The following is a 15,943-nucleotide window of genomic DNA, read 5'->3' on the forward strand; positions in this document are numbered from 1 at the left end:
TTGTATGAAAGTGAAAACTATACTGGTTTCGCAACCAGCTCCAAAAACAGAAACTTCTCCTTATTTTGATTTAGCAGAAAAACAAAAAGTTAAAGTAGATTTTCGTTCTTTTATTCATGTAGAAGGTATTCCTGTAAAAGAAGTTAGAGCTCAAAAAATTGATTTAAAAAACTTTACAGCTATTATTTTAACAAGCAGAAATGCCGTAGACCATTTTTTTAGAATTGCTGAAGAAATGCGATTTACTGTTCCTGACGACATGAAATATTTCTGTCAATCAGAAGCTGTTGCTTATTATTTGCAAAAGTATGTGGTATATAGAAAACGTAAAATTTATGTAGGTTCAAGAACTTTTCCTGAATTAATTCCACAAATAAAAAAACATAAAGACGAAGCGTTTTTACTACCTTGTTCTGATAAATTAAAACCATTAATTCCTGAAGAACTTGACAAACTAGGTGTTAATTGGAAACGTGCTAACTTGTACAGAACTGTGGTAAGCGATTTATCTGATTTAGAAAATGTTTTTTATGATGTTTTAGTGTTTTTTAGCCCTTCAGGTATTGACTCATTATTTAAAAACTTTCCAAACTTTAAACAAAACAACACCCGTATTGCAGTATTTGGAAACTCAACTATTCAAGCCGTAGAAAACAAAGGTTTACGAGTAGATATTGCTGCGCCAACGCCTGAAACACCATCAATGACAATGGCTTTAGAAAAATATATAAAAGAAGTGAATAAGCGCTAAAAACACTCAATACACTGAAATTAGGCGCAAGAAAGCTTCATTTAAAGATAAACAAAAAGACACAAACTACTTTAAGAGATTTGTGTCTTTTTTATTTGTTGATATTCTTACTTTTCAACCTTTTCTATTAAGTTATCTATTTTATCTCTCGGAATAATTCCTTTCAACATTAACAAAACTCCAAAAACAATTAGCACTATACCCATAGCTCTTTTTATACGATAAATAACCAATGGTGTTAACCTGTTTTTAAGTTGTTTGGCTAAGATTATTTTACCTAAATCAGTTAAAAAATACGCTAAAACTACAGTAGCTAAATACCAAAATATGTAATTAGAATTCATGTGCAAGGTAGGCCCTACCACCACGATTAACCCCAACCAAAAAGCAAGTACCCCAATATTTATGAAGTTTAAAAAAAATCCTTTTAATATTAATTTAAAGTAATTGTTTTCTTCGGGCACTTTAATATCTTCTTGGTCTATTTCTTTTTTTATGTTTTTATCTAGGTAGGTAATTAGACCATATATAATGAGTACAAGTCCACCAATTAAAAACAAACGTGGATCGTCTTTTATTTCTTCTAGCAAATCTCTACTACCAAAATAAGCAATAAGCATAAAAGAAATATCGCCTAAAATTACCCCAAAATCAAAAGCAATAGCGGCTCTTGCCCCCTTTAAAATACTCGTTTTTATAAGCATAAAAAATACTGGGCCTATCATAAAAGACATAAATATACCCACTAAAAACGCGTTTTTTAAAGTAGAAAAATCCATTATTGAAAAATACTATTTTTTAAACATCATCATAGTCAACTGTTAACTGAGGCGTAGTAGGATGTGCTTGACAGGTTAAAATATATCCTTTTTTAATTTCTGCATCTGATAAAATAGAATTTTTTGCCATCACTGCCTCACCATCTTTAATTTTTGCCATACACGAACTGCATATACCACCTTGGCAAGAATATGGTGCATCTAAATTATTATTTAAAGCTACGTCTAAAAGAGAATCGGTTTGCTGCATTTTTACTGAAGTAGTTTCTCCATCTAGTAAAAAAGTAACCTGCGTTTCACCTCCACCGCCTTGAACAGGGTTCGCTTCTTTAGAAGTAGCAGTAGTAAATAGTTCAAAAAGAATATCTTCTGATGAAAATCCGTTACCTTCTAAAGTTTTTGATACAGTTTTTATCATTCCTTCCGGACCACATAAAAAAGCTTTATCAAAAGTTATATTTTTATATTTATTTTTTACAATAAAGTTTACAATGCTTTTATCAATTCGTCCAAATAATGTTTTGGCATCACTTTTTTTGCCAAAAAATGTTTTAAATAAATTAGGTTTTTTGTTTGATCTACTAAAAACATAATCTAAATTAAATTGGGTTGGATACGTTGCTGCTAATTGGTTTAACTCATTATAAAAAATAGTATCCTCAGCATTTTTGTTACCATATACCAAGGTAAAAGTAGCAGAAGGCTCACTTTCTAAAACTGTTTTAACCATAGATAAAACAGGTGTAATTCCACTACCCGCAGCAAAGGCTATATAATTTTTATTAGGTTCTAGCTGCATAACAAACTTACCCTCAGGCGGATGCACTTCTAACACATCACCTTTTTGCAACTGAGTAGCTGCAAACACCGAAAATAACCCTTTTTCAACTTTTTTAACTGTTACTTTTAATTCGCCACTTTTTGGCGAACTGCATATAGAGTAAGCTCTTCGCAATTTTTTACCTTCTAGTTCTTTTTTTATGGTAATATATTGACCTGGTTTATAAGAAAAAGTTTCTTTTAAACTTTCAGGAATAATAAAACTAATAGAAACCGCATTTTCTGTTTCTTTTATTATTTCTTTAATTGTAAGTTGATGAAATGAGCTCATTTTTTAAAAAATATTTTTTAGAGTTGCAAAACTAGCTAAATTGTATGTAAAAAAAGAGCAGAATATCATAAAAAACAGCCAAAAACAAAATACATAAGAAAATTATGCATATATTTGTTATGCATCTATAATTCATTATTTTTAATGACAAATCAAAAATTATATAAAGGTTCACTACAAACTATTATCTTAAAATTACTCGCCCAAAATGATAAAATGTACGGGTATGAAATTACTCAAAAGGTTAAAGAGCTAACCCAAGGCGAATTAAAAATTACCGAAGGGGCTCTATACCCTGCCCTGCACAAACTAGAATCACAAGGGCTATTAGATGTTGAAGTGATTAATATCGGTAACCGATTACGCAAATATTATAAACTTACCGAAAACGGAGCAAAAGAAACCAAAAATAGACTTGCTGAAATGCAACTATTTTTAAAAACAATGCAACAATTGGTAAACCCTAAATTTAGTATAGAGTAAGATAGAATTGACAAAAACACATAAAACAAACCCATGAAACTCACTAATCAAAACATACAAGATTTATACCATTTTACCCACCAACATTTTGTAGAGTATTATGATGTGCAAACTGAGCTAGTTGACCATTTGGCTAATGACATAGAAAGTATATGGGCGAAAAATCCAAACTTATCGTTTGAACAAGCTAGAGATAAATCGTTTAAAAAATTTGGTGTTTTTGGTTTTATGGATATAATCGCCGCAAAAGAAAACCAAATGAATAAAAAGTATATAAAAATTATTTGGCAGTTTGTTAAACAATGGTTCGCCTTACCCAAAGTAATATTAACAATTGTTATTTTTATGTTTTTTTACACTGTTATACACACGCCTTTTTCAAAAGAAATTTTACCTGGTTTTATATTATTAACTATTCTATATCAACTATATAAATTCGTAAAACACAAGAAAGAAAAGCAAAAAAAAGAAAAATTATTTTTATTAGAAGCCATAATAAACCGAGCAAATGGTTTTTCGTCATTTATGTTTCTCATATATTCTTACGATCTTAGTAATATTATTACAGAGTTTAATAAATTACCTGAACATTGGATTATATTTATAGCTGCTTTAGCAACTTTATTTACTATAACATTTTATATAATAAACAAAGTAATTCCAGAAAACTCAAAAAAACTTTTACAAGAAACCTACCCCGAATACAACTTAATTTAAGTTGTAAAAATAACAGTACGTATTTAATTATAATTTTATGGCAATGCTGGGTGTTTACTAACAAATTAGACATTAAACCCAAAAAACATAATCAAATTTTACGGGCTTTAAAGAATTCGAAAGTTATTTTTCTTCATAAATAAAAACTTTCATTATTTTTACGTCTCTTATCGACAATAATTTATAAAAATAAGAGTTTTTTTATTTTAGATATTAGGTATTTTGAAGCAGGTAAAAAATTATGTTTATTTTATAGTTGTTATTGCTATAATGTTTGCGTGTAGTACGCAAAAAAATTCTTTTGTAAATAGAAGTTTTCATTCGGTAACCACCAAATATAATGTGTTATTTAATGGTGAACAAGCTTATGAAAAAGGATTAGAAGAAATTCGTAATAAACATGAAGATAATTTTTGGAAACGCCTTCAAATAGAACCTATAACCTTTGATGAAAATAGTATTGAAACTCCAAAATTTACACCAACCACAAACAAAGAAGAAGAAAGTAGTAAAAATTTAACTCCTTTTGAAAAAGCAGAAGAAAAAGCCGTTAAAGCCATTCAAAAGCATTCTATGTATATTGGTGGTTTTGAACGTAATGGACAAATAGATGATGCTTATTTATTACTAGGTAAAGCGCGCTATTACACACAACGTTTTGTGCCTGCTTTAGAGGCCTTTAACTATGTTATTGCCAACTATCCACAAGCCGATTTAATTTACGAAACAAAAATTTGGAGAGCAAAAACAAATATTCGAATAGCCAATGAAAAACGAGCCATCGAAACCCTACGCTTATTACTTGATGTTTTAGATGCTAAAGAAAAAATTAATAGCCGTACAAAAGAAGAAGCATATACAGCCATGGCGATGGCATATGAAAAAACAGACACCATTAAAAAAGTAATCGACTATTTAAAACTTGCAACTCAAACCCACTATAATAAAGAGCAAACTGCTCGAAATATGTTTATTCTAGGGCAAATATATAGCGAACTAAACCTAAAAGATTCGGCAAGAATAGAATTTCAAAAATTAGTCGATTTTAGAAGAGCACCTTCTAAATATCATATTCATGCAAATATTGAATTGGCGAAAAACACCCCTAAAGACTCTTCATCAACCTTAATAAGACCATTTGAAAAACTCATTAAAAACAGAGATAACCGCCCTTATTTAGATGAACTATACTATCAAATAGGTGTTTTAGAAGAAAATAGAGATAGCGTTAAAAAAGCGATTTCGTATTATAAAAAATCATTACAGGCTAAAAATGGTAGCGACTATCAAAAAACATATACCTACGAAAAATTAGGAAATGCTTATTTTAAAAAAGCGAACTTTATTTTAGCTAATTCGTATTACGACAGCGTAATGAAAGTTACTAGTGATGAATATAAAAATGAAAAACGAATTAGACGAATTGAAAGAAAGCATAAAAGCTTAATTTTATTAAGCAAATACGAAACACAATTAAAAACCAACGATAGTATTTTACATATAGCAAACCTATCAAAAGAAGAGCAAAAACAATATTTTGAAAAGTATATTGCTGAAATTAAAAACCAAGATACTCAACTAAAATCGAACCCAAATTTTAGCGGTAATTCTTTTAGTAATAACACTATAAAAAACACCAATAAACAAGGTAAATGGTATTTTTACAATGACCAAGCCAAAACTATTGGGCAAGCAAAGTTTGCAAAAATATGGGGTAATCGCCCTTTAGAGGATAATTGGCGTTGGTCCGACAAAATATTAAACAACACAACGTTAAACAATACAAATACAGTTGCTAGCGGTAACAAAAAAGATGAATTAGCTAATTATTTAAATGCTGTTCCAAAAAGTAAAAAAGTAATCGACAGCCTAACCACCGAAAGAAATGAAGCCCTATATCAATTAGGGTTAATTTATAAAGAGCAATTTAAAAACACCTCATTAGCCATCCAAAATTTAGAACGATTGGCACAGGTTAATACCGATAAAAATCTTGATTTACCTATTAATTATCACTTGTATCAAATTTATTCTGAAATCAACAATCCAAAAGCTAATCAGTATAAAAATGTAATCCTAACAAAATATCCCAAGTCTAAATTTGCGCAAATTATTTTAAACCCAAATAAAGATGTAACTACCGCCACATTAGAAGATGATATTGCTAAAACCTATGAAAAAATATATTATTTATATAAAAAGGATAGGTTTGAAGAAGTTGTATTAAAAGTTAACGAAACTATTCCCTCTATTCAAGGTTCAGAATTAATTCCTAAATTTGAACTTTTAAAAGCTTATGCTCTTGGCAAATATAAAAGCAAAGAAGAGTTTAAAAAAGCAATGGAATTTGTTGCGTTAACTTACGCAAATACTGTTGAAGGAGAAAAGGCACGAGAAATAGCAAAACAACTAGAATAATATTACAAAAATTAACAGTAAAAATGTTTAAAAAAGAAACAACCAACGCTATACAAAATTCAAAAAAAACAATGGAAAGAAATAATGTTGCGAAAAATACCAGTATTCTAGGAGAGATTAAATCAGATGGTGATTTTAGAATAGATGGAAGTCTTGAAGGAAATTTAAAAATAAACGGACGTGTAGTAATTGGTGTAGATGGCTCGATAAACGGAAATGTAACTTGTACCAATGCTGATATTGAAGGTAAATTTATAGGCGAATTAATTGTTGAAGAAGTACTTACTATAAAATCTACTGCAAATATTTCTGGTAATATAACAATTGGTAAATTATCGGTAGAACCTGGTGCTATTTTTAACGCAGAGTGTAACATGAAAGGATCAGGAAAACAAATCAATATTAATGACACTAAAAAACCAGAAAAATTTGAAAAAACCTCTTAAACAAGTAGCTGTACTTTCTGGAATAGCAATTCAAATGGGTGTTACTATCTATTTGTTTTCACTGCTAGGTAATTGGTTAGACACTACTTATAATGATGGCAAAAAACTTTATATTATTATTACCACCTTATTGGGGGTTGCCATATCATTATATTTAGTAATAAAACAAGTAAATCGTATTAATAATTAAATGCAAAATCCTTTTTTAAATTTCACCGTTAAAATACTCAGTGTAATCACTATTGTTTTTGGCATTCATATACTTATTCTTAAGGCATTAAACTTGCCACTATTTGAAAACAAAATTATATTATCTTATGTTTTAAATACCCTTTTAGTAATTATAATTTTTGCAATTTTATACCTTTTGAAAAATAAATTTAAAAATCAATTAGGATTTATATTTCTTATCGGTAGCTTATTAAAACTTACTGTATTTTTTATCTTTTTTTATCCTGCTTACACCCAAGACAATAACATTAGCAGACCTGAATTTTTCGCTTTTTTTACCCCCTATATCGTAGGTTTATTATTAGAAACTTATAATTTAAGCAAATGGCTTCAAAAACTCGATTCATAAAAATATAGTCTGTCGCACAAAAATATACTGCTCTAGAGATTATGAATATTGATTAAAATTTAAGATTGTATACAATAGATTGTGTACCTTCGAGTCAAAACAAAATTTGCTTACTATTAGCATATTTATTACTAACATTGTTATAACAAACATGATTACTTTAAACTTGTTAACGTGAAAATAAAAATATTATTTTTTGGCATTACAACCGATTTAATGGGCTGTTCTGATTTGGCGCTAGACGTTGAAAAAAAAACAACTATCGCCTTTTTTAAATCGGTGATTAAAAAAAAATACCCTCAGTTACAAAATATAGATCAATATGCTATTGCGGTAAACGAACAATATGTAAATAATGAATTTTCATTACAAGAAAACGATGTAATAGCTATTATACCCCCCGTAAGCGGAGGTTAATTTTTTATGTTTTTATCAAATTATGTCAAACCTATCTATTAAAATAACCACCGAAAAACTCGATATAAACAAGTGTTATAATTTTGTTGCCAATCCAAATTGTGGCGGTATCGCTGCTTTTATTGGTACCGTAAGAAATAACACTAAAGAAAAAGAAGTTCTACAACTAGATTTTTCCACTTATGAATCAATGGCTATTAAAGAAATGGAAAAAATTGCTAATCTCGCTTTAGCAAAATTTGATATCGAAAAAATTGCCATACACCATGCTCATGGAATGTTACAAATTGGCGACATTGCTGTAATAATTACCGTTGCCTCAAAACACAGAAAAGCCGCTTTTGAAGCTTGCCAATTTGCTATAGACACCTTAAAAAAGACGGTTCCTATTTGGAAAAAAGAGTATTTCAAAGACGGCGAAGTTTGGGTAAATGCACATCCGTAAATAACTCGAATTCTCTTTTGTACAGAATTGTAACTGTATTTGTTTTTTTCTAAAACAAAATCAATTTAGATTATTAACACGAATACTTATAAATTAATTTCTTTTTTAGCCGCTTTATATTCTTCGAACGTATTAACATTTCTAACTAATTGATCGGCAACCTCTACAATTTCTACATCAGCGTTAATCAGCATCTTACGAGGACAAGAATATCCTTGTGCTAAATACTGTAATAATCGAGAATAGGCTTTAGGCTCATAAATAGCAATTAAAGGCTCTGGAAAATCTTTGTTTTTCGCTTTAATTGCGGTAGCTATTTTTGAAGGATTTCTTTTTTCTAATAAAAGTTTAATCAGTTTTTCATCTACAAACGGAACATCGATTGGCAAAACCAACCAAGCGGCATTAGGGTCTTTTTGAAATGCAGAACAAATACCCCCAAAAGGACCTAAATTTAAAAAAGTATCATTAATATCTTTTTCGTCTGTAGAAGAATTTGCTACCGAAAAATACGTGTCTAACAAATTGTTTTCTAACAATTTCTTTACAACCTCTTTTTGAGGTTTATCATAATATTGAAGGGCTGATTTGTTTGTTCCCATTCGAGTACTTTTACCCCCAACCAACACTAACCCTTTTACTGGAGCTATTTTTTCTTGAATTAAATTATAAACATGACTACTAATTTTATCTATTTGATCAATCGTGTAGGTTGTAATGTTTTTAATATGTGGATATTTTTCTTCTAAAAAAGGGAAAAAAGCAGTGTCTTCTTTTAGTTTTATTATAAACTGAATTTTGGTTAATTGATTTAACCTCTTTAAAACAGAAGCTTCTTTTTCTGGGTCTAAAATCAAAATTTGCTTTGCTCCTTCAAAATGATTTCCATTAATAAACAGATAATCGAACTCAGAAAACCGTATACGTTGTTCATATTTATTTAAAGGTAATACCGTAGTGGTTTGCAAATTACCGTTAACATGAAAAGTAAACGTAGTTAATTTATGTTGATTAACATCTTTTGCATGTGAAGCATCTATATAAGCCAATTTATAATTGGTTAATTTTTGAGATATTTGATGTACTAAATTAGAAATTACACTACAATTAGCACCTAAAAACGCTACCTCATTAGGGGCAAAATTATCATTATCTCTTTTCGCTATAGCAGTATGCTTTTGATGCTTATTCATTTTTAATATCCGATTTACCTCCTGTTTTTTCTACCAACTTAATTTCTTTTATCACCATTTTTTGACTCATTGCCTTACACATATCGTAAATGGTTAAACAGGTTGCAGACACCCCTGTAAGCGCTTCCATTTCTACCCCTGTTTTACCCTCAATAGTTACTTTACAAGTAGTTTCAATTTCTTCTGAATTACTAACTTTTATAGCAATATCTACCCCATTAATTAACAAAGGATGACACATTGGAATAATTTCGGATGTTTTTTTAACCGCCTGAATACCTGCTATAATAGCTGTTTGAAAAACAGGCCCTTTTTTTGTAATAAGCTCATTGTTGGTGAAGTGAGAAATAATTTCTGTACCTAAAAACATTGTTGCTTTGGCAATTGCGGTTCGTTTCGTTATTTTTTTGTCAGAAACATTAACCATTTTTGGTTGATTTTCTTTGTTTATATGTGAAAACGTATTCATTATCTATAAGTTATAACCGTATATACAGTGCCTTTTTCAAATTTAATTTTTTCGGCTTGAGGTAATTCTATAAATCCATCAGCTTTAACTAAACTGGCTAAATCGCCCGATCCATTTGTTTGTATAGGAGTTGCTAGTAGCGAACCATTCTCGTTTTCGAGTTTAACCTGTAAAAAACAGGTTAAGTTAGGCTTAAAGGTTACCTCTTCTTTTAAAATTGCTGTTTGCTCACTTCTTTTTAACCCAACAGATTGATAGTACCAAGGATAAAAATATGCTAAACAATTTACAAAAGTAGAAATTGGATTTCCTGGAAAAGCAAATACTTTACAATTTTTAGTTTGCCCAAACCAAAATGGTTTTCCTGGTCTTTGAGCTACTTTATGAAATTGCTTTTCTACCCCTAGTTCTTCTAATACTTTGGGTAAAAAATCAAACTTCCCTTTACTGACTGCCCCACTAAAAAGCAACACATCGTAATGTTGTAAATATTGTTCAATAGTGTTTTTTAAAATTGTTTCATTATCAACAATATGCCTATTATTACATGAAATCTTTAACTGTTCTAAAAGCGAAACCAAAGTATGCACGTTACTTCTTCTAATTTGATGAGCAGCTGGCACACTAGCTACATTAACTAGCTCGTCTCCGGTAGAAATAACGATAACTTTAGGTTGTTTTGCTACTGTAATCTTTGATTTGCCAACGGTAGCTATCACTCCTATTTCAGCAGCAGAAATAACAGCGTTTTTAGGTATTAAAAGAGCCCCCTTTGCTTTATCACTTCCTTGAATGTGTATGTTTTGCCCTTTAGTAATTTTATCAATTAATATGGTAGCTTTATTATTACTAATTTCAACATCTTCGTATCGAATAACTGTATCACAATTATTAGGCAAAACAGCCCCCGTCATCACTTCATAACAGTTTTCGATATTTACCATTGTTTTTTGTTGGCTTCCTGCAGGCTGAATTCCTTCAATTTTAAAATCACGAATACCTTGTTTAAAAAACTGGTAATTAATAGCTATTCCATCCATAGCCACTCTGTTAAATGGTGGAAAATCTCTATCAGCAACAACGTCTTCTTTTAAAATTCGACCTGTAGCTTCTACAAAAGGGATGGTTTCTGTACCAAAATCTTGTATGTTTTGTAAAATAATATGTCTAGCTTCTTTTACAGAAATCATTTTTTTTCTATAGATTTTTTCTAATATCGTCTATATTTTCTTATCCACCTACTCTTTTTCTGACATCTTTTTTACATAATCGGTAATAATTACTATTTGAGTACCCCCTACTTTACCTTCAATATATTTAGCATTTTCATGATCAAGAGAAATTTTACGAACCGCAGTACCTTGTTTGGCTACCATACTAGAGCCTTTAACCTTTAGGTCTTTAATTAACACCACATTATCTCCAGATTGTAAAACGGTTCCATTACAATCTTTATGAATAATTTTTTCACTATCGTCTAAATGCTCTCCTGTTGCTTCAGCAAAACGCAATTCGTCATCGTTCAAATACATCATATCTAATAAATCTTGTGGCCAGCCCTGATTTTTAAGTCGATGCAACATTCTCCACGCAACTACTTTCACAGGGCTAAACTCACTCCACATTGCATCATTTAAACAACGCCAGTGGTTGGCATCTGTTTCTGTCGAATTTTCTATTTGATCTATACATGTTTTACAAGCTAAAACAGTATTATCTACACCTGTAGCCGAAACAGGTTTTATTTCATAAATTGATAAATCAGCATTCGAAGTACATAATTCACATACATTTCCGCTTCGTTTTTGCAAATCTTCTTGTAAACTCATCTTGTAATTTTTAAGCTGTAAAAATACAGATTAAATTCTATCTTTAGAATAATACAAATCTCAAAAACGAACAGATTGTAATCTGTTAAAAATTATTTTGCTTTTCGTTTTTTTTAAAATGCGTAACGTTGTGGTCCTCCTCTACGAATTTCTTCGTTAGCATATGCTTCATATTGTTTAAAATTAACTCGAAATGCATTAGATAATTTAAACGCTGTTTCGTAATAAGCTTCATCGTTATTCCAAGTTGCTCTGGGGCTTAATAACTCTGTAGGAACCCCTGGGCAACTTCTAGGTTGTGCTACACCAAAAACAGAATGAATATGGTAATCTTCATAGGTATAATCACCCAAATGCCCATCAAGCACAGCAGAAATCATTGCTCGTGTATATTTTAAAGGCATTCTTCTACCTACACCATACTTGCCACCAGACCAGCCTGTATTTATTAACCATACATTTACTTTAGCTTCTTTCATTTTTTTACTCAACATTTCAGCATATTTGGTTGGATGCAACGGCATAAAAGGAGCGCCAAAACAGGCTGAAAAATTAGGCGTTGGCTCTGTAATACCCGCTTCGGTTCCTGCAACTTTTGCAGTATAACCCGATATAAAATGGTAAGCCGCTTGACTAGGCGTTAGTTTTGAAATTGGAGGCAGTACCCCAAATGCATCAGCAGTTAAAAAAAAGATGTTTTTAGGGTTTTTACCTATCGACGGAATTTTAATATTTTCGATATGGTAAATAGGATAACTTACTCGTGTATTTTGAGTTATTGATGTATCTTGATAATCTACATGCCCATTTGCATCTATAATTACATTTTCAAGAATAGCTCCTTTTTTTATAGCATTATAAATTTCCGGTTCTTTTTCCTGAGATAAATTAATAACTTTTGCATAACACCCGCCTTCAAAGTTAAAAACAGTGTTTTCGGCAGTCCACCCATGTTCATCATCACCTATTAAACTTCTATTTGGGTCGGTAGATAAGGTTGTTTTTCCTGTACCTGATAAACCGAAAAAAATAGCGGTATCTCCTTCTTTACCAACATTAGCTGAGCAATGCATAGGTAACGTATTTTTATATACTGGAAGAATAAAGTTTAACGCAGAAAAAATTCCTTTTTTAATTTCTCCTGTATAACCTGTTCCGCCAATTAAGGCAATTTTCTTTTCAAAATTTAAGATAGCAAAATTGTGTTGGCGTGTTCCGTCTTCACTTGGATTTGCCATAAAACCTGGCGCATTAATTACAGTCCATTCTGGCGTAAAGTTATTTAACTCTTCTTCTGTAGGGCGCAAAAACATATTATAGGCAAACATATTGCTCCAAGGATATTCGTTTACCACCCGAATTGTTAATCTATAATTTTCATCTGCACAAGCATAACTATCTCTTACAAAAATTTCTTTATCTGATAAATAAGCAACAACCTTATCGTACAGTTTATCAAATTTTTCTGGCTCAAATGGTATGTTAATATCACTCCACCAAACCTTATCTTTTGTAACATTATCTTTTACAATAAACCTATCTTTAGGCGAACGCCCTGTAAATTCACCTGTATTAATCGCTAATACTTCTGAATCAGTAGTTACACCTTGGTTTTTTTCAATAGTTATTTGTTGTAATTGATCTGGAGTTAATTGGTAGCGTATAGTCGCATTTTTAATACCTAAATCGTTTAACGAAATCGTTTTCGTATTTAGATGTGTCATTCCTATAAATTTAATTGTTTAGAGTACAAAAGTAGTATAATTTTTAAACAAAAAAATCTATTTTTAGTTTATTCTACTATTTTTAGAACTGTTTTTATAAAAGCTAAAAGCCAATAATAACCATCCTATTATAAATAAAACACCTCCTAAAGGAGTTACAAACCATATTTTTTTAGCAGGAATATTTAATAAATAAATTGCATAAATCGACCCCGAAAAACACGCTATTCCTGCAAAGAAAAAATAGCTTATTTTATTTTTTTGTTTTTGACTAAAACCATTATAAATATTTACAATCAATAAGGCAAACACATGATATATTTGATACCTTACACCCGTTTCAAAGCTTTGCAATGCCTCTGATGACAATTTAGCTTTTAAAACATGAGCTCCAAAAGCCCCTAAAACAACAGCTAAAGCCCCTAGTAAGGAAGTGATTGTTAGGTTTTTATGCATTTTTTGAGTTTTTATTTAAAAATAAACTTTTTTACCGATATTGCTAATCATTAAACGACAACAAAAATAGTGTTTTTTAAATTATGAGAAATATTTTAGTAATTGGAGCAGGAAGATCTAGTTCTTCTCTAATACAATATCTATTAAACAAGTCTAAAAAAGAAGAATTATTTATTACCCTCGGTGATATCTCTATAGAAAACGCAGAAGAAAAAATTAATAATCACCCAAACGGTAAAGCTATTTTATTTGATGTTTTTAACCAAAAACAACGGCACACCGAAATACAAAATGCAGATATTGTTGTATCAATGCTACCGGCTCAATTTCATATAGAAGTTGCAAAAGATTGTGTTACTTACAATAAACACTTGGTAACCGCCTCTTATATTTCTAAAGAAATGGAAGCTTTGCAAAAGCAAGTAATTGCTAAAGGTTTAGTTTTTATGAACGAAATTGGTCTTGACCCAGGAATTGACCACATGAGCGCAATGCAAGTTATAGATAATATAAGAAAAAAAGGCGGTGAAATGCTTTTATTTGAATCGTTTACTGGCGGATTAGTAGCTCCTGAAAGTGACACCAATTTATGGAATTACAAATTTACTTGGAACCCAAGAAATGTAGTTTTAGCTGGTCATGGAGGCGCCGCCAAGTTTATTCAAGAAGGTACTTATAAATACATACCCTATCAGAAATTATTTAGAAGAACCGAATTTTTAACTATAGAAGAATACGGTAAGTTTGAAGCCTATGCAAATCGTGACTCTCTAAAATACCGTAGTGTGTATGGTTTAGATAATATACCTACTATGTACAGAGGTACCATTAGAAAGGTAGGGTTTTCTAAAGCATGGAATATTTTTGTGCAACTTGGCATGACCGATGATAGTTATACTATAGAAAATTCTGAAAACATGAGTTATCGCGATTTTACCAATTTGTTTTTGGCATACAGCCCTACAGATTCTGTTGAGTTAAAATTTAGATTATACCTAAAAATTGACCAAGATGATATTATGTGGGATAAATTTTTAGAGCTCGATATTTTTAATCGCCATAAAAAAGTAGGCATAAAAAATGCTACGCCTGCACAAATTCTTCAAAAAATACTAACCGACAAGTGGTCGTTACAACCCCACGATAAAGATATGATTGTTATGCATCATAAATTTGGCTACCTACATAACAACAAAAAAAACCAGATAGAAAGCAGTATGGTTATTTTAGGTGAAGACCAAACATACACCGCAATGGCTAAAACAGTAGGGCTACCTGTAGCCATAGCAACCTTACGTATTTTAAATGGTAAAATTACAACCCCAGGAGTTCAATTGCCCATTCGAAAAGAGGTGTACGAACCCATTTTAAAAGAATTAGAAGAACACGGAATAATTTTTAAAGAAAAAAAAGTTCCTTATTTAGGATATAATCCAGAAAATGTAGTTGGATAAATTTTAAAAATTAAATTTTAACTGATCTGGCAATAGCTTAAACGTTTTTCTGTGATGGGGTGTAACCCCAAATTGTTTAATTGCCTCTCGATGTTGTTTAGTTGGGTAACCTTTATTTTGTTGCCAATTATACTGTGGAAATTCTTGATGAATTTTTTTCATATATTCATCTCGATATGTTTTCGCTAGTATTGATGCTGCCGCAATACTCATAAATTTAGCATCGCCTTTTACAATGGTTTGATACGGAACATTTTTATACGGTTTAAACTTATTACCATCAACAATTATAAATTCTGGAGTTATACTTAGCTCATCTATAGAGCGGTGCATTCCCATAATAGACGCTTGTAAAACATTAACTTGATCAACTTCTTGCTGATACACAAACGAAACAGCATAAGCTAAAGCCGTTTTTTCTATAAACAAACGTAATTTTTCACGTTCTTTTTCGGTAAGTTGTTTAGAATCGTTAAGTAGCTCGTTTTCAAAATTTTTAGGCAAAATAACCGCTGCCGCAACAACAGGTCCCGACAAACAACCTCTACCTGCCTCATCGGTACCCGCCTCTAAAAAAAATCCGCTGTAATTTAATTTTAACATAATACAAATTAACAATTTTCAATAAAAACTGACTGATTTTTTTTTCGTTTAATTATTTTACATTTGCT

Annotated in this window: 19 protein-coding genes; 10 read left to right on the forward strand and 9 right to left on the reverse strand. The window is 30.7% G+C overall.

Features of this window, described 5'->3' with window-relative positions; genetic code table 11:
* Positions 1 to 4: 4 nt before the first annotated feature.
* Entirely contained in the window at positions 5 to 751 is a 747-nt protein-coding gene (locus AB2B44_RS02870) for a uroporphyrinogen-III synthase (RefSeq protein ID WP_369048039.1), read from the forward strand.
* A gap of 107 nt (positions 752 to 858) precedes the next feature.
* On the opposite strand, the gene AB2B44_RS02875 is transcribed toward AB2B44_RS02870, so the two are convergent.
* Positions 859 to 1,530 carry a LysE family translocator gene (locus AB2B44_RS02875; protein WP_369048040.1) on the reverse strand — a complete coding sequence of 224 codons (672 nt, stop codon included), beginning with the start codon at positions 1,528 to 1,530 and terminating at the stop codon, positions 859 to 861.
* A 19-nt stretch (positions 1,531 to 1,549) separates the two neighbouring features.
* Positions 1,550 to 2,641 (reverse strand): 2Fe-2S iron-sulfur cluster-binding protein, encoded by a 1,092-nt coding sequence (locus AB2B44_RS02880; RefSeq protein ID WP_369048041.1) that lies wholly within the window; start codon positions 2,639 to 2,641, stop codon positions 1,550 to 1,552.
* A gap of 144 nt (positions 2,642 to 2,785) precedes the next feature.
* On the opposite strand from AB2B44_RS02880, the gene AB2B44_RS02885 reads away from it, so the two are divergent.
* The 8 genes from AB2B44_RS02885 to AB2B44_RS02920 all read left to right on the forward strand — a co-directional run bounded on the left by AB2B44_RS02885 (position 2,786) and on the right by AB2B44_RS02920 (position 8,147).
* A complete protein-coding gene (locus AB2B44_RS02885) occupies positions 2,786 to 3,124 on the forward strand; it encodes a PadR family transcriptional regulator (protein ID WP_369048042.1) in 339 nt (112 codons plus the stop codon).
* Between the two features lie 33 nt (positions 3,125 to 3,157).
* Entirely contained in the window at positions 3,158 to 3,841 is a 684-nt protein-coding gene (locus tag AB2B44_RS02890; RefSeq protein WP_369048043.1) for a hypothetical protein, read from the forward strand.
* A gap of 222 nt (positions 3,842 to 4,063) precedes the next feature.
* Positions 4,064 to 6,259, forward strand: coding sequence for a tetratricopeptide repeat protein (locus tag AB2B44_RS02895; protein WP_369048044.1), 2,196 nt, complete (start codon positions 4,064 to 4,066; stop codon positions 6,257 to 6,259).
* Positions 6,260 to 6,282: 23 nt separating this feature from the next.
* Positions 6,283 to 6,705, forward strand: a complete 423-nt coding sequence (locus tag AB2B44_RS02900; RefSeq protein ID WP_369048045.1) for a polymer-forming cytoskeletal protein — start codon at positions 6,283 to 6,285, stop codon at positions 6,703 to 6,705.
* Positions 6,689 to 6,895: an AtpZ/AtpI family protein gene (locus tag AB2B44_RS02905; RefSeq protein WP_369048046.1), complete on the forward strand. Its 207-nt coding sequence runs from the start codon at positions 6,689 to 6,691 to the stop codon at positions 6,893 to 6,895. Before AB2B44_RS02900 ends, AB2B44_RS02905 begins: the two co-directional genes overlap by 17 nt.
* Positions 6,896 to 7,285, forward strand: coding sequence for a DUF6168 family protein (locus AB2B44_RS02910; RefSeq protein WP_369048047.1), 390 nt, complete (start codon positions 6,896 to 6,898; stop codon positions 7,283 to 7,285).
* A 174-nt stretch (positions 7,286 to 7,459) separates the two neighbouring features.
* The gene (moaD, locus tag AB2B44_RS02915; RefSeq protein WP_369048048.1) at positions 7,460 to 7,702 is read left to right on the forward strand and encodes a molybdopterin converting factor subunit 1; all 243 of its coding nucleotides are present in this window, start codon (positions 7,460 to 7,462) and stop codon (positions 7,700 to 7,702) included.
* A gap of 22 nt (positions 7,703 to 7,724) precedes the next feature.
* Positions 7,725 to 8,147, forward strand: coding sequence for a molybdenum cofactor biosynthesis protein MoaE (locus AB2B44_RS02920; RefSeq protein ID WP_369048049.1), 423 nt, complete (start codon positions 7,725 to 7,727; stop codon positions 8,145 to 8,147).
* Between the two features lie 86 nt (positions 8,148 to 8,233).
* Here the strand turns inward: AB2B44_RS02920 and AB2B44_RS02925 are convergent, their stop codons facing one another.
* From AB2B44_RS02925 to AB2B44_RS02950, 6 genes are all read right to left on the reverse strand, one after another.
* Positions 8,234 to 9,340 (reverse strand): NTP transferase domain-containing protein, encoded by a 1,107-nt coding sequence (locus AB2B44_RS02925; protein WP_369048050.1) that lies wholly within the window; start codon positions 9,338 to 9,340, stop codon positions 8,234 to 8,236.
* Positions 9,333 to 9,809, reverse strand: a complete 477-nt coding sequence (gene moaC / locus AB2B44_RS02930) for a cyclic pyranopterin monophosphate synthase MoaC (RefSeq protein WP_369048051.1) — start codon at positions 9,807 to 9,809, stop codon at positions 9,333 to 9,335. Before moaC ends, AB2B44_RS02925 begins: the two co-directional genes overlap by 8 nt.
* Positions 9,809 to 10,999 carry a molybdopterin molybdotransferase MoeA gene (locus tag AB2B44_RS02935; RefSeq protein ID WP_369048052.1) on the reverse strand — a complete coding sequence of 397 codons (1,191 nt, stop codon included), beginning with the start codon at positions 10,997 to 10,999 and terminating at the stop codon, positions 9,809 to 9,811. Before AB2B44_RS02935 ends, moaC begins: the two co-directional genes overlap by 1 nt.
* A gap of 48 nt (positions 11,000 to 11,047) precedes the next feature.
* Positions 11,048 to 11,638, reverse strand: coding sequence for a PhnA domain-containing protein (locus AB2B44_RS02940; protein WP_369048053.1), 591 nt, complete (start codon positions 11,636 to 11,638; stop codon positions 11,048 to 11,050).
* A 113-nt stretch (positions 11,639 to 11,751) separates the two neighbouring features.
* Entirely contained in the window at positions 11,752 to 13,362 is a 1,611-nt protein-coding gene (gene pckA, locus AB2B44_RS02945; RefSeq protein ID WP_369048054.1) for a phosphoenolpyruvate carboxykinase (ATP), read from the reverse strand.
* A 63-nt stretch (positions 13,363 to 13,425) separates the two neighbouring features.
* Positions 13,426 to 13,818: a DUF423 domain-containing protein gene (locus tag AB2B44_RS02950; protein ID WP_369048055.1), complete on the reverse strand. Its 393-nt coding sequence runs from the start codon at positions 13,816 to 13,818 to the stop codon at positions 13,426 to 13,428.
* Between the two features lie 83 nt (positions 13,819 to 13,901).
* On the opposite strand from AB2B44_RS02950, the gene AB2B44_RS02955 reads away from it, so the two are divergent.
* Positions 13,902 to 15,272, forward strand: a complete 1,371-nt coding sequence (locus tag AB2B44_RS02955) for a saccharopine dehydrogenase family protein (protein ID WP_369048056.1) — start codon at positions 13,902 to 13,904, stop codon at positions 15,270 to 15,272.
* Between the two features lie 3 nt (positions 15,273 to 15,275).
* Here AB2B44_RS02955 and AB2B44_RS02960 read toward each other — a convergent pair whose 3' ends face one another.
* On the reverse strand, positions 15,276 to 15,875 hold the full coding sequence (locus AB2B44_RS02960; protein ID WP_369048057.1) for a ribonuclease HII: 600 nt from the start codon (positions 15,873 to 15,875) through the stop codon (positions 15,276 to 15,278).
* Positions 15,876 to 15,943 lie beyond the last annotated feature (68 nt).

Origin of the sequence: Tenacibaculum sp. UWU-22, assembly GCF_041021355.1 — a bacterium.
Taxonomy (GTDB): Bacteria; Bacteroidota; Bacteroidia; order Flavobacteriales; family Flavobacteriaceae; genus Polaribacter.

Excerpts from the sequence above, each read along its gene's own strand:
- AB2B44_RS02870 (WP_369048039.1), top strand. The coding sequence starts at position 5 with ATGAAAGTGAAAACTATACTGGTTTCGCAACCAGCTCCAAAAACAGAA.
- AB2B44_RS02875 (WP_369048040.1), bottom strand. The coding sequence starts at position 1,530 with ATGGATTTTTCTACTTTAAAAAACGCGTTTTTAGTGGGTATATTTATG.
- AB2B44_RS02880 (WP_369048041.1), bottom strand. The coding sequence starts at position 2,641 with ATGAGCTCATTTCATCAACTTACAATTAAAGAAATAATAAAAGAAACA.
- AB2B44_RS02885 (WP_369048042.1), top strand. The coding sequence starts at position 2,786 with ATGACAAATCAAAAATTATATAAAGGTTCACTACAAACTATTATCTTA.
- AB2B44_RS02890 (WP_369048043.1), top strand. The coding sequence starts at position 3,158 with ATGAAACTCACTAATCAAAACATACAAGATTTATACCATTTTACCCAC.
- AB2B44_RS02900 (WP_369048045.1), top strand. The coding sequence starts at position 6,283 with ATGTTTAAAAAAGAAACAACCAACGCTATACAAAATTCAAAAAAAACA.
- AB2B44_RS02910 (WP_369048047.1), top strand. The coding sequence starts at position 6,896 with ATGCAAAATCCTTTTTTAAATTTCACCGTTAAAATACTCAGTGTAATC.
- AB2B44_RS02920 (WP_369048049.1), top strand. The coding sequence starts at position 7,725 with ATGTCAAACCTATCTATTAAAATAACCACCGAAAAACTCGATATAAAC.
- AB2B44_RS02925 (WP_369048050.1), bottom strand. The coding sequence starts at position 9,340 with ATGAATAAGCATCAAAAGCATACTGCTATAGCGAAAAGAGATAATGAT.
- moaC (WP_369048051.1), bottom strand. The coding sequence starts at position 9,809 with ATGAATACGTTTTCACATATAAACAAAGAAAATCAACCAAAAATGGTT.
- AB2B44_RS02935 (WP_369048052.1), bottom strand. The coding sequence starts at position 10,999 with ATGATTTCTGTAAAAGAAGCTAGACATATTATTTTACAAAACATACAA.
- AB2B44_RS02940 (WP_369048053.1), bottom strand. The coding sequence starts at position 11,638 with ATGAGTTTACAAGAAGATTTGCAAAAACGAAGCGGAAATGTATGTGAA.
- pckA (WP_369048054.1), bottom strand. The coding sequence starts at position 13,362 with ATGACACATCTAAATACGAAAACGATTTCGTTAAACGATTTAGGTATT.
- AB2B44_RS02950 (WP_369048055.1), bottom strand. The coding sequence starts at position 13,818 with ATGCATAAAAACCTAACAATCACTTCCTTACTAGGGGCTTTAGCTGTT.
- AB2B44_RS02955 (WP_369048056.1), top strand. The coding sequence starts at position 13,902 with ATGAGAAATATTTTAGTAATTGGAGCAGGAAGATCTAGTTCTTCTCTA.
- AB2B44_RS02960 (WP_369048057.1), bottom strand. The coding sequence starts at position 15,875 with ATGTTAAAATTAAATTACAGCGGATTTTTTTTAGAGGCGGGTACCGAT.